Here is a 12,783-nt window from a genome sequence, read left to right on the forward strand (position 1 = left end):
GGCAGGCAGTGCCTGACCGGTGCGGTCAGGCGGGCTCGGGAAGTCGGATGGGCATCAGGACGGAGAAGGTGCCCTCCCGGCCTGGGGTGCGGATCGCCAGCGGGGCGATGGGGCCGCCGAGTTCGAGCCGGAGCTGTTCGGGGCGCCCGGCGTCCAGTGCATCGAGGAGGAAGTCCCGGTTGACGGCCACCCGGAACCCCTCGGGGGCGTCGTCGTCGGCGACGGCCAGCCGGCCGTCACCGGTCAGGGTGAGGACGGTGACCTCGCACTCGGCGCCGTGCGGGCCCGAGGGCAGGGTCCGCGTGGCCCCGGCCTCGACGGCGGCGCGCAGGTCGGCGGCGGGGAGGGTGATCCGGTGTTCCGGTTCGAACCTGGTGACGGCCCGGTGGTCGGGATAGTCGAGGTCCGGGGCGGCGCCCTCGATGCGGTGCCCGCCCGTCTCGGCGCGGACCAGGCCACCGCCGAGGGTGAGCGCGACCTCGCCGTTCCCCGGGCCCAGCAGGGCGCGGAGCGCGTCCACCAACGGGGTGGGGACGATCGTGCCGGCCACGGGCTCCTCCGGCACGTCGCCGGAGGCGGGCACCTCGGCGAAGGCCATCCGGTAACGGTCGGTGGCGACCAGGCGCAGCACCGGGCCGTCCGGCTCGAACAGCACCCCGGCGAGGGAGGGCAGCTCGGGATCGCCGCCGACCGCGAAGCGGACCGCGTCCAGGGCGGCGGCCAGCGCACCGGCCGGGACGGTGAGGCACGGGGCGGCGGGGCACGAGGCGGCGGGGCCGAGGACGGTGGAACTCGGGGCGGCGTGGCCCGGGGCGGTGGAGCGGTGGTCGGCGGGGTCGGTGGTCATCGGCTGCTCCCTCTGGTCGATCATCGCGCGGATCAGGGAGAGCTCGCGGCGGGCGTCGGCGAGGCCGTCCTCCAGCCGCCGCAGGTGCGCGTCGAGCACCCGGCGGCCGTCGCCACTGCCGGGTGCGGCGCCGAGCACGGCGCGGATGCCGGCCAGCGGCAGGCCGACCCGGCGCAGCCGGGCCAGCAGCCGGGCGTCGGCGAGCTGGCCCGGCCGGTACCAGCGGTAGCCGGTCTGCGGATCGACCCAGGCGGGCGCGAGCACCTCGGCACCGTCGTAGTAGCGCAGGGTGCCGACGCCGAGGCCGCTGGCTCGGGCCAGCTCGCCGATGCTGTGCAGCTCGCTCTCCATGCCGGTGACTCTGCGGGCTCGACCTGGTCGAGGGTCAAGCCCGCTCGGCGCCGGCCCCGGGGACGGCCAGGTGGGTCAGCTTCTGCGGGTTGCGGACGGCGCGGATCGCGGAGATCAGGAGCGTGCCGTCCGTCCCCGCGACGAAGTCGAACACCGAGACGGAGTCGACCGCGCCGTCCACGGTGACCAGCAGGCCGGGCTCGCCGTTGACCAGGACCGGGTGCACGGCGGCGTCCTCGCCCAGCTGGCGGAGCACGCCGAGGGTGAAGCGGGCCACGTTCTCGGCACCGGTGACCGGGCGCAGCGCGGCGCGGATGACGCCGCCGCCGTCGCTCCAGGTGGTGACGTCCGGGGCGAGCAGTTCCAGCATCCGGTTGAGGTCGCCGCCGACACAGGCCGCCAGGAACCGGTCGGTGGCGCGCCGGCGCAGCTCGGGCGGGGCGTCGTAGCGGGGCCGGCGGGCGCGGACGTGCGCCCGGGCCCGGCTGCCGACCTGCCGGCAGGCGGTCTCGGTGCGGTCCAGGGCCTCGCCGATCTCCTGGTAGGAGAAGCCGAAGGCCTCCTTGAGGACGAACACCGCCCGCTCCAGCGGGGACAGGCTCTCCAGCACCACCAGCAGGGCGAGCGACACGGTCTCGGCCCGCTCGACGCCGTCGGTCGCGTCCGGCTCGGCGACCAGCGGCTCGGGCAGCCACGGGCCGACGTAGGACTCGCGGCGGACGACGGCCGAGTCCAGCCGGTTGAGGGCGAGGTTGGTGACCGTACGGGCCAGGAAGCCGCCGGGGCTCGCGACCTCGCCGGTGACCCGGCTCCAGCGCAGCCAGGTGTCCTGGACGAGGTCCTCGGCGTCGGCGACGCTGCCGAGCATCCGGTAGGCGATGCCGAAGACCATCCGCCGGTGCCGCTCGAAGTCGGCCAGCCGGGTGTCGGCCGGCCGGCCGCCGGACGGCCGGGTGTCGTTGCTGTCGGTCATCCCCGGGACGTTACCGCACGGTAGTGGCGGCCCTCAGTCCCGGAAGGCCTCGTACGCGGGGGCGAGCAGGACGGCGAGGTCCCGCCCGTGGACGGTGATGCCGGAGCGGCCGAGCCGGCTCGGCGAGGGCTCGTCCGGCCGGTCCGGGCCGTCCTCGGGCGGGGCCGGGTTCAGGGTGAAGTCGCCGCGCCAGTAGGCGGCGACGTTGACCACGGGGGCCGGCTGCTCGGTCACGCGTCCTCCTCCGTCATGGAACCCCGGGCTGCGCTGTCCCGAGCTGCGGCTCCCCGGGCTGCGGCGCCCCGGGCCGGAACGTCGAGGGCCGGGGCGTCGTCCTCGGCCACGGCGTCCTCCCGGGCGAGGGCGACCAGTTCGCGCAGCGCGTCGGTCGGCAGGTCGGTGAGCCAGTGCTCCCCCTCCCCCACCACCGTCTCGGCCAGCGACCTTTTGGCGGTGAGGAGTTCGTCGATCCGCTCCTCGACGGTGCCGACGCAGACCAGTCGGCGGACCTGGACGTCCCGGCGCTGGCCGATCCGGAATGCGCGGTCGGTGGCCTGCTCCTCGACCGCCGGGTTCCACCAGCGGTCCAGGTGGATCACCTGGTTGGCGGCGGTCAGGTTGAGGCCGGTGCCGCCGGCCCGCAGCGAGAGCAGGAACACCCGCGGCCCGTCCGGGGATTGGAAGCGCTCGACCAGCTCCTCGCGACGCGCCCGGGGCACACCGCCGTGCAGGTAGAGCACCTCCTCGCCGAGCCTGCGCTCCAGGTACGGGCGGAGCATCGCACCGAACTCGGCGTACTGGGTGAAGACCAGCGTCCGGTCGCCCTCGGCCGACGCCTCCTCCAGCAGCTCGGCAAGCCGGGCGACCTTGCCCGATCGCTCGCCCAACGCCGAGCCGTCGTGCAGCAGTTGGGCCGGATGGTTGCAGACCTGCTTGAGCTTGCCGATCGCCGCCAGCACCGTGCCGCGCCGCTCCACGCCCCGGATCCCCTCGACCCGGCGCAGCAGGTCGGCGACCACGGCCTGGTAGAGGCCGGCCTGCTCGGCGGTGAGGTTGCACCAGACGGTCATCTCCTGCTTCGCGGGCAGCTCGGCCGCCACCGCCGGGTCGGACTTGAGTCGCCGCAGCACGAACGGCGCGGTGCGGCGCCGGAGTTCGGCGGTGCGCTCGGGGCTGCGGTGCAGCTCGACCGGGATCGCGTAGCGCTCCTTGAAGCGCTCGGCCGGGCCGAGCAGGCCGGGGTTGGCGAAGTCCAGGACGGCGTGCAGTTCGGAGAGCCGGTTCTCCACCGGGGTGCCGGTGAGCGCGATCCGGTGGCGGGTGACGGGCAGGGCGCGGATCGCCCGGGACTGCGCGGTGCCGGTGTTCTTGATGTGCTGGGCCTCGTCGGCGACCACCCGGCGCCAGCGGATCGCCCGCAGGGCGGCGAGGTCGCGCTGGACCAGCCCGTAGGTGGTGATGACGAGGTCCGCGGACCGTACGGCGTCGGCGAGCTGCCCGGCGCCCAGGCGGCCGGCGCCGTGGTGGACGTACCGCCGCAGGGAGGGGGCGAAGCGCTCGGCCTCGCGCTGCCAGTTGCCGACCAGGGACATCGGGCAGACCAGCAGGGTGGGGCCGGCACTGCCCCCGGACGGCTCGGCCTGATCGGCCCGCTCGGCCCGCTCGGCCCGCTCGGCCCGCTCGGCCTGCTCGGCCTGCTCGGCCTGCTCTACGGCCAGCAGGGCGAGGGTCTGGACGGTCTTGCCGAGCCCCATGTCGTCGGCCAGGACGGCGCCGAGGCCGAGCCCGGACATCGTTCGCAGCCAGGCCAGCCCGCGCTCCTGGTACGGGCGCAGCACGGCCCGGAAGTCCGGCGGCAGCACCGGTGCGGGCGCGGCGTCGGCGCGCCCGGCGAGCAGGTCGCCGAGCGGGCCGTCGAGTTGCACGGCCACGACCGGCAGCCCGGCGACCGAGGCCTGCGGGTCGAGGGCGAGCCGCAGGACGTCGGCGGTGGCGGGCACGCCGTCGCGCCGGTCGGCGAGGAAGGCGAGCGCGGCGGCGATCTGGGCCGGGTCGGCCTCCAGCCAGGTGCCGCGCACCCTCACCAGCCCCTGCTTGGCGGCGGCCAGTTCGGCCAGCTCCTGCTCGGTGAGCGGGGCGCCGTCCGGGCCGAGCGCGGCCTGCCAGCGGAAGGCGACCACGGTGTCCCGGTCGACCTGGGCGGAGACCGCGAGCGAGCCGGGCGCGGGTGGGGTGGTGGCGCGCAGGGCGAGCCCGAGCCGGGGGCGGCGGCGCCACCAGGCGGGCAGCAGCACGCCGAAGCCGCCCTCGGCGAGTTCGGGCGCGCCGGTGCGCAGGAAGTCCAGTGCGCCCGCCCGGTCCAGCGGCAGCACGGACGGCCGGGAGCGGTGGCGCAGGGCGTCCAGGGCGGGCCAGCGGTGGGCGGCGCGGGCGAGTTCGGCGACCAGGACGTCGGCCGGGTCGTCGGCCTTGCGGGCGAGGGCGGCGTGCGCGGCCCCGCCCTCGTGCAGGTCCGCGGCGCGGACCAGCAGGGACGGCTCGTCCACCGCCTGGAGCAGGAACTCCAGCCGCCAGGCGTCGTCGGAGGGGCTGCCCGCGGGGTCGTCGGGGTCGGGGCCGAGCGGCTCGACCAGGCGGAAGCAGAGCCGCAGCGCGGGGTCGGTGGGCTCGGCGGCGGCGTACCAGGTGGCGACCCGGCGGCGCAGCTCGGCGAAGCCCTCGGCCGGGACGTCGCCGAGGAGGCCGTCGGGGGTGGTGAGGGCGTGCAGCCAGCGCTCGGCGACGGCTTCCCGGGGGGCCGACCCGCCCTTGCCCGGGAGGAGGGGCGGCGCGGAGGCCAGGGCGGCGCGGGCCTCGGCGTCCACCAGCGCACCCAGCGCGGCACCCAGCAGTGCCTCTCCGGTGCCGGCGCCGTGCGGCCACTCCCCCAGCAGGACTGGCGGGCAGCCGGCGGCGAGCGCGGCGGCCTCGCGGCGCCCGGCCGGGGTGGGGTCGGGCCGCCAGCGGGCCTGCGGGCGGCTGTCGGCCAGGACGGGCAGCGGCAGCACCCGGCCCCGGCCGACCGCCCGCCAGGCGAGGTCGTGCACCCCGGTGAGCCAGCGCAGTGAGGGGCCGTGGACGACCTCGACGCGCCCGGCACCGGGCAGGTCGGTGCTGGTGACGGCCCAGTGCGGGTCGAAGACCTCGCCGAGCAGCTGGGCGGCGGCGCCGGCGTCGAAGAGCAGGGCCGGCACCCGCCAGGGGGCGAGCACCGCGCCGCCGCGCGGCGGGGTGACGGGCAGGTCGGGCGAGGGCGCGGGGGCCGAGCCGACGGTGGGCAGCAGCAGGGTGGCCCAGCGCTCGGGGGCCTGTCCGGCGAGCCAGCCGAGGCCGGGGCCGATGCCGCCGAGCACGGCGGCCAGTTCGCCGGGCGGGCAGGCGTACGGGTGAGCGCGCGGGAGGCGCCGGTCGGGCGGCGACTCGGCGGTGCCGGGGTGGGCGGCGGCACCGGGGTGGGCGCGGGCGTCCTCGGCCCAGAGCGCCAGCTGCCCGTCCGTCCGCCAGAGCGCGTGCAGGACGAACATCGGGGGCCTTCCGGGCGGGTGGGGACCGTCCTTCGCAGCCTAGTCGGGAGGGCTGACAGAGCCGGTCCGCTGGGCCGTTCGGATGAAGTCCGGGACTCGCCCGAGACTCATGGTTGAAAGTTGAACGAAACTGCCCTACGCTGGAGCCAACAAGTTGAAGCCTAAACAAATGGCTTCGGACCCGAGGAGGAGCCATGGGCCTTTTCAACCGCACCAAGACCGCCGTTCCCGCCGCCGCCGCTGTCCAGACCCCGGCCGGCGCCGACCTCGCCCACCTCACCGGCGACTGGGCGGTCGACACCACGCACAGCGAGATCGGCTTCTCGGTGCGCCACGCCATGGTGACCAACGTCAAGGGCCGCTTCACCGAGTACGACGGCAAGCTGCACCTGGACGGCACCACGCCGCACAACTCCTCGGCCGACCTGGTGATCAAGGTCGCTAGCATCGACACCAACCAGACCCAGCGCGACGAGCACCTGCGCACCGGCGACTTCTTCGCCGCCGACGCCCACCCGGAGATCCGCTTCCGCAGCACCTCCGCCGAGCCGCTCGGCGACCACGCCTACCGGATGACCGGCGAGCTCACCATCAAGGGCACCACCCGCCCGGTCGTCCTGGACCTGGAGTACACCGGCAGCGCCACCGACGCCTACGGCGCCGAGCGGGTCGGCTTCGAGGGCAAGGCCGTCGTCGACCGCACCGAGTTCGGGCTGACCTACAACGCGGCGCTGGAGACCGGCGGCGTGCTGATCGGCGAGAAGGTCAAGCTCAACTTCGACATCTCCGCCGTCAAGGCCGCCTGACCCGGGCCCCCACCGGCGGGCCCAGCCCGCCCCCGTACGCCGCCCCTGCCCCTCCCCCCGAGGCAGGGGCGGTTCCCTTGTCCCGGTCGGGGCCCGTGCCCCCGTGCCCCCGTCGGCTCCCTCGTCCCCGCCGGCCCCCGCGTCCCGGTCGGGCCCGGCGCGGGCCGGCTCCCCGCGACAGGCCGAGCCGCGTCACCCGGCCGGGAGCAGCGCCGCGTCAGCGTCCGGCAGCCAGCTGCCCGGCGGGCGGCGCAGCCAGCCCTCGACCGCGCCCAGTCGGGCGGCCGCGTCGGCCAGCGCGCGCAGCCCCGGGTGGTGCTCGTCGGGCCGGTGCACCAGGCTGACCAGGCTCAGCGGCACCGGGTCCACCAGCGGCACGTTCACCGTGCCGGGGATCCTCGGCCCGCCGACCGTGGTCAGCATCGGATCGCCGTGCCGGGCGAGGTAGCGGGCGGTCTCGTCCACGCCGACCGGTGGGACGTACGGGTCCGCCGCCGTCAGGCCGTGTTCGCGCAGCAGCCGGGCGCCGAGGTCGGCCCACTCGGTGGTGGCCGGGTTGCCCGCGCAGATGTCGACGGGGTGCCCGACCAGGTCGGCCGGGCGCAGTGCCGGGCGGTCGGCCAGCGGATGGGTGTCCGCCATCATCACCGAGACCCGTTCCAACCGGACCGGCAGTTGGACGAGTCGGCCGCGCACCGGGGCGGGCAGCCCGGCGAACCGGCCGAACGAGGCGTCCAGCCGGTGGGCCAGCAGTTCGGCGGCGGCCGCGGCCAGGCCGCCGTGGAAGCGGGCCAGCAACTCGCCCTCGGGCCAGGCGGCGCGGGCCCGTTCGAGCACCCGGTCGGCGGTGAGGTCCGGGCCGGTGACGTCGCTGTTGAGGTCGAGCAGCAGCGGCCGGGCCGCGGTGCCTCCGCCGGCGTCGGCGAGGATCTCGTCGTGCAGGGCGAGGAGCCGGCGGACCCGGGGCAGCAGTCGCTGTCCGGCCGGGGTGAGGTCGACGCTGCGGGTGGTCCGGGTGAACAGCGCGGTGCCGAGCAGCCCCTCCAGGGCGCGGATGTCCCGGCTGAGCGCCTGCTGGGCGATGTGCAGCCGCTCGGCGGCCCGGCCGAAGTGCAGGGCCTCGGCGGTCGCGACGAAGCCGCGGAGCAGACGGGGGTGCAGGTCACGGGGCATGGGCGGCAGATTAACAACAGCGTGTTGTCAGTGCGGCGGAACAGGTGTTGGACGGCGCCCGTCCGCTGCCGCGAGGCTGTGGGGCATCCCCCTTCTTCCTGTTCAGGAGCCCGATTGCCCCCGCGCGCCGTCCCCGCCGGTCCCCGCCCCGCTCGTACCTCCTACCGGCGGCTGTTCGCGGCCCCCGGCGCCGCCGCCTTCACCCTGGCCGGGCTGTTCGGCCGGGTCGCACTGTCGATGACCGGCGTCTCGCTGGTGGTGCTGCTCTCCGAGCGGCGCGGCTCGTACGGGCTGGCCGGGACGGTCTCCGCGGCCGGACTGGTCACCGGCGCGATCGGGATGCCGCTGATCGGACGGCTCGTGGACCGGTACGGGCAGGCGCGGGTCACGGTGCCGGCCGCGCTGTACAACGCCGTCCCGCTCACCGGGCTGCTGCTCTGCGTCCGGTTCGGCGCGCCGGACTGGACGCTGTACCTCTGCTCCGCGGCCTGCGCCGCCACACCCAACCTCGGCGGCATGGCCCGCTCCCGGTGGGCGCACCTGTACCGGGACGACCCGGCCGCCCGGCACCTGGCCAACTCCTTCGAACAGGCGCTGGACGAACTCTGCTTCATGGCCGGGCCGGTGCTCGCGATGCTGCTCTGCACCACGCTCGCCCCGGAGGCCGGGCTGGTCACCGCCGGCACGCTCGGCACCGCCGGCGCCCTGCTGTTCGCCGCCCAGCGGCGCACCGAACCGCCGCTGCCCCCCGCCACGACCGCGCGGCGGACGCCCGCCGGGCAGCGGCACGGCTCCCCGCTGCGGGTGCCCGGGCTGCGCGTCCTGGTGCTGACCTTCCTGGCGACCGGCATGGTCTTCGGCGCGACCGAGATCACCACCGTGGCGTACGCCGACGCGCTGGGGCACAAGGCGGCGGCCGGCGCGCTGCTGGGCCTGGTCGCGGCCGGATCCTGTGTGGCGGGGCTGCTGTTCGGGTTGCTGACGCCGCGCCGGGCACCGGGCACGCGCTTCCTGGCGGGGGCGTCGGCGATGGTCGGGGTGCTGCTGCTGCCGCTCGCCGCCGGGCTGGGCGGGGCCGGGCTCGGCGTGCTCGGGGTGGTGCTGTTCGCGGCCGGCACGGCCACCGCGCCGACCATGGTGACCGGGATGACGCTGGTCCAGGAGCTGCTGCCGCAACGGCAGTTCAACGAGGGGATGGCGATGGCGGTGTCCGGCATCGTGGTCGGCATCTCGGCCGGCGCGGCGCTCGCCGGAACGATCGCCGAGCACGCCGCCCCCGGCACCGGCTACGCGCTGCCTGCCTCGGCCGCCGGGCTCGCGCTGCTGATCGCGCTCGCCGGTCGGCGACACCTGCGGACAGCCCGGCCGTCGACGGCGGTTCCGGAGGACTCGACTCCGGAGGACTCGACTCCGGAGGACTCGACTCCGGAGGACTCGACTCCGGAGGACCCGGCTCCGGAGGGCGCGACTCCGGGTCGCACGGCTGACGCCGCGGCGAAAAATCCCGAGCGGGTTGTCAGTGCCTCCGTCTAACTTCGAGTCATGGCGGAAATCACCTACGTCCGAGGCGATGCCACCACGCCCCTCGGCAAGGGCGTGAAGGTGATCGCGCACGTCTGCAACGATCTCGGCGGCTGGGGCAAGGGCTTCGTGCTCGCGCTCTCCAGACGCTGGCCCGAGCCCGAGGCCGCGTTCCGACGCTGGCACCGGGAGCGGGCGAAGAACGACTTCGGCCTCGGCGCCCTGCAGTTGGTGCAGGTCGAGCCGTACGTCTGGGTGGCCAACCTGGTCGGCCAACGCGGCATCCGGACGGGGCGCTCCTCCGGGGTGCCGGTCCGGTACGAGGCGATCGACACCGGGCTGGCCGCCCTGGCCGAGCACGCGCTCGGGCTCGGCGCCTCCGTCCACATGCCGCGGATCGGCTGCGGACTGGCGGGCGGGCGCTGGGCGAAGGTCGAGCCGCTGGTCACGGCCCGGCTGACGGCGCGCGGCGTGCCCGTGACGGTCTACGACCTCGACTGACCACCCCGCTCGGGGCCCTTCCCGGCCCTGAGCCCCGTCCCTGGACTCCCGAACTCCGCCCCTGTCCCCGTCGGCCCGGCTACGACTCCGACCGACCCGGCCAGGCGTACACGTACTCGGGCAGCAGGAAGCCGCCCGGGAAGACACCCTCCTGCGCCCGGACCCGCACGGCGCCCTCGCGCTCGTAGAAGGCGATCGCGCGGGTGTTGTCGCGCAGCACCTCCAGGAACAGCTCCGCCCCGGGGTGCCGCTCGGCGACGAAGGCACGGGCCGCAGCCAGCAGCACGCGGCCGATGCCGCCACCGGTCAGACCGGGGCGCACGTGCAGGTTGTCGATCAGCACCCGGCCGTCCGGCTGCGGGACGAGGTAGACGAACCCGGCCGGCTCCCCGTCCCGTTCGGCCACCAGCAGTTCGGGCGTGTTCTCCGGCTCGCCGTAGTCCGCGTCCAGGCGCAGCTCCCACAGTTCGCGCCGCTGGCCGACCAGCCCGTCGCCGAGCGCCTCCTCCGGGACGATCCCCAGGTAGGCGGTACGCCAACTGTGGGCGTGGAGCTCGGCGATCGACTCCGAGTCCTGCGTCCCGCCTCGCCGGATGAGGACCTCTCCTGCCCTGATCATGTGACCACCCTCCCACACAGATGGAGTTGAACATGTTCAACCGAAGCGTCTACAGTTCTGCCAGCCTTTTGAACGTGTTCGAATCACGGGGGGTGGTGGTCGTGGCACCGGGTACGGAGGGGACATCCGGTGCCACGAACACCGACACCGGCTGGAACCTGGTCTCCGGCTAGGCTCGTTCCCGTGGACGACCTGGCAGCGACGAACCGAACGGACGGCGAGAACGGTACGGCCGAGGATTCGGCCGCGCCCGGCACGGAGGGCGGGCCCATGCCCGGCGGCCGGGCGCAGCCGAAGACCGACAAGAGTGAGGCGACCCGGGCGCTGATCCTGGAGACGGCCATGCGGCTGTTCCAGGAGCGGGGCTACGAGAAGACCACCATGCGCGCGATCGCCACCGAGGCGGGCGTGTCGGTGGGCAACGCCTACTACTACTTCTCGGCGAAGGAATTCCTGATCCAGGGGTTCTACGACCGGATGACCTACGACCACGCCGAGGACGCCAGGCGTCGCATGGCCCACACCCGGGACTTCTCCGAGCGGCTGCAGATCGCGCTCACCTCCTGGCTCGACACCGCCGCGCCGTACCACGAGTTCTCCGCGCAGTTCTTCCGCACCGCCGCCGACCCGACCAGTTCACTGAGCCCGTTCTCCAACGAGTCCCACCCGGCCCGGGCCACGGCGGTCGCACTGTTCCGCGAGGTCCTGCAGGGCTCGGAACTGGCGCCCAAGCTGGACGCCGAACTGGTCGAGCTGCTGCCCGACGTGCTGTGGCTGCACCTGATGATCGTGGTGCTCTACTGGGTCTTCGACCGCACCCCGGACACCGAGCGGACCAGGGAGTTCGTCCGGCGCTCCACGCCGCTGGCGGCCCGGGTGATCAACCTGTCGCGCTACCGGGTCTTCCGACCGATCGTCCGGGACGCCAAGGGCCTGATCCAGGACTTCATCCTGCCGACCATCGGCAAGACGGCCGTCAAGTAGCGGCCGACGGAGGCGAATCGGAGACGACGGAGGCCGGCCCCACGGCGGGGCCGGCCTCCGTCGCGTCCCGCCTGATCGCCGGGGATGTCGCGTCCCGGGGATGTCGCGTCCCCGCGGATCGGGGCCGATCGATGCGGCTCAGAAGTTGTCCGGGTTCCAGGCCTGCAGCGGAGTGCGCAGCAGCAGGTCCGCTGCGGCGGCCGCCCCCGGGCGCAACTCGGTGACCAGCGCGGCCGCGGCCAGCCGCGGGGCCGTCTCCGCGCCGAGGTAGAGCGAGCCCAACTCCGTTGCCCCGAGGGCGAGGTCGGCGTCGTCCGTGGTGCGGGTGCAGCGGCCGGTGCCGTCCGCGGCGGCCTCCAGCGCCCAACGGCCGGACGCGAAGCCGAGCTTGTCGTCGACCTCCAGCACCACCCGGCCGGGGGCGGCGTACGTCCGGGCGGCGAAGGCGGCCTCGACGTCCAGCACGCGCAGCCACAGGTAGTCCGAGCTCTCCTCGTGCGGGGTGGCCGCGCGCCGGTCCCGGAGCAGCAGCGGCAGCGGGTCGTCCGGGGAGGCGTTGGCCACCGCGATCCGGGCCACCCAGTCGACGGAGAACAGGAAGCGCCAGAGCTCGACCGTGGTGGGCAGGTCGAGGGCGGTGAACTCCTCGACGGTGAGCGTGCAGTCGGGGTAGTCGCCGTCCCACTTGTCGTCGACCCGGTAGACCACCAGACCGGTGACCGCGCCGTCGGCGTCCCGGTGGACGGCCGCGAACGGCTCCTTGAAGTCGAAGCCGGGCACCCGGAGCTCGCCGGTGCTGCGCTGCCACCACAGCTCGTCGCGGTCGATCGCGCCCGGCTGGGTGCGCCGCCAGCGGTCGTGCAGGCCGGGGCCCAGTTCGCGCAGCTCCGCCATGGTGACGAAGTCGATCCGGCCGCCGGGGACGCCCGGCAGGCCCTCGCGCAGGCCGCGGGCGCGGCGCAGGTCGACCCGGAAGCCGGCGCCCCGGGTGGCCGGGCCGAAGCCGAACCGGCCGTAGATGCCGTACTCCGCGGCGATCAGGATGGCGACGGCCGTACCGCGCCCGGCGGCGGCCGCGAGGTCCCGGCGCATCATGGTGCTGAGCAGGCCCCGGCGGCGGTGGGTGGCGCTGACCGTGACGTGGCTGATGGCGTCGGCCGTGATGACGGCCCCGCCGGGGACGGTCAACTCGGCGTCGAAGCTGCGGAAGGTGGCGATCTGACGGTCGCCGTCGAAGCCGGCCAGCAGCCGGCCCGGCTGCCACTGCCGACGGCGCACGTCCGCCGCGCTCGCCACGTGCGGGCGCAGGAATCCGAGGGCCAGCGCGCGGTCCCAGGCCGGCACCTCGTCCTCGGAGACGGGCCGAACCCGGAGCCCGTCCACGGTGTCGACGGTCGCGTGATCGATGCTGTTGCCCATGGGGCCACGGTACGGCGGCCCCCCGG

At 75.3% G+C, this 12,783-nt stretch carries 10 protein-coding genes and 2 pseudogenes; 5 read left to right on the plus strand and 7 right to left on the minus strand.

The features are described from left to right. Positions 1-25 precede the first annotated feature (25 nt). From ACIGG8_RS01860 to ACIGG8_RS01875, 4 genes are read right to left on the minus strand one after another with little or no spacing between them, the layout of a single operon-like run. Complete coding sequence (locus ACIGG8_RS01860; protein ID WP_396544821.1) at positions 26-1,198, minus strand: MerR family transcriptional regulator; 1,173 nt, start codon at positions 1,196-1,198, stop codon at positions 26-28. A 34-nt stretch (positions 1,199-1,232) separates the two neighbouring features. Then, on the minus strand, positions 1,233-2,171 hold the full coding sequence (locus tag ACIGG8_RS01865; protein ID WP_396544823.1) for an RNA polymerase sigma-70 factor: 939 nt from the start codon (positions 2,169-2,171) through the stop codon (positions 1,233-1,235). Positions 2,172-2,204: 33 nt separating this feature from the next. Further along, on the minus strand, positions 2,205-2,405 hold the full coding sequence (locus ACIGG8_RS01870; RefSeq protein ID WP_396544825.1) for a hypothetical protein: 201 nt from the start codon (positions 2,403-2,405) through the stop codon (positions 2,205-2,207). After that, the gene (locus ACIGG8_RS01875; RefSeq protein WP_396544827.1) at positions 2,402-5,734 is read right to left on the minus strand and encodes an SNF2-related protein; all 3,333 of its coding nucleotides are present in this window, start codon (positions 5,732-5,734) and stop codon (positions 2,402-2,404) included. Before ACIGG8_RS01875 ends, ACIGG8_RS01870 begins: the two co-directional genes overlap by 4 nt. A gap of 194 nt (positions 5,735-5,928) precedes the next feature. On the opposite strand from ACIGG8_RS01875, the gene ACIGG8_RS01880 reads away from it, so the two are divergent. Beyond that, entirely contained in the window at positions 5,929-6,540 is a 612-nt protein-coding gene (locus tag ACIGG8_RS01880; protein ID WP_396544829.1) for a YceI family protein, read from the plus strand. A 192-nt stretch (positions 6,541-6,732) separates the two neighbouring features. Here the strand turns inward: ACIGG8_RS01880 and ACIGG8_RS01885 are convergent, their stop codons facing one another. Then, on the minus strand, positions 6,733-7,713 hold the full coding sequence (locus tag ACIGG8_RS01885; protein ID WP_350521698.1) for a LysR family transcriptional regulator: 981 nt from the start codon (positions 7,711-7,713) through the stop codon (positions 6,733-6,735). A gap of 237 nt (positions 7,714-7,950) precedes the next feature. Here ACIGG8_RS01885 and ACIGG8_RS01890 point away from each other — a divergent pair. The 3 genes and pseudogenes from ACIGG8_RS01890 to ACIGG8_RS01900 form a co-directional block, all read left to right on the plus strand. Further along, positions 7,951-8,832: pseudogene (locus ACIGG8_RS01890) on the plus strand (MFS transporter); the annotation flags it as partial. Positions 8,833-9,142: 310 nt separating this feature from the next. Beyond that, positions 9,143-9,313: pseudogene (locus ACIGG8_RS01895) on the plus strand (hypothetical protein); the annotation flags it as partial. Continuing rightward, positions 9,256-9,735, plus strand: coding sequence for a macro domain-containing protein (locus ACIGG8_RS01900; protein ID WP_396544832.1), 480 nt, complete (start codon positions 9,256-9,258; stop codon positions 9,733-9,735). The pseudogene ACIGG8_RS01895 and the gene ACIGG8_RS01900, both read left to right, overlap by 58 nt. Positions 9,736-9,814: 79 nt before the next feature. Here ACIGG8_RS01900 and ACIGG8_RS01905 read toward each other — a convergent pair whose 3' ends face one another. Continuing rightward, positions 9,815-10,354 carry a GNAT family N-acetyltransferase gene (locus ACIGG8_RS01905; RefSeq protein WP_396544834.1) on the minus strand — a complete coding sequence of 180 codons (540 nt, stop codon included), beginning with the start codon at positions 10,352-10,354 and terminating at the stop codon, positions 9,815-9,817. Positions 10,355-10,537: 183 nt separating this feature from the next. On the opposite strand from ACIGG8_RS01905, the gene ACIGG8_RS01910 reads away from it, so the two are divergent. Then, positions 10,538-11,338: a TetR family transcriptional regulator gene (locus ACIGG8_RS01910; RefSeq protein ID WP_350521702.1), complete on the plus strand. Its 801-nt coding sequence runs from the start codon at positions 10,538-10,540 to the stop codon at positions 11,336-11,338. A 138-nt stretch (positions 11,339-11,476) separates the two neighbouring features. Here ACIGG8_RS01910 and ACIGG8_RS01915 read toward each other — a convergent pair whose 3' ends face one another. Then, on the minus strand, positions 11,477-12,757 hold the full coding sequence (locus ACIGG8_RS01915; protein ID WP_396544836.1) for a GNAT family N-acetyltransferase: 1,281 nt from the start codon (positions 12,755-12,757) through the stop codon (positions 11,477-11,479). Between the last annotated feature and the right edge of the window lie 26 nt (positions 12,758-12,783).

Origin of the sequence: Kitasatospora sp. NPDC085464, from assembly GCF_044541955.1 — a bacterium.
Lineage (GTDB): Bacteria > Actinomycetota > Actinomycetes > Streptomycetales > Streptomycetaceae > Kitasatospora.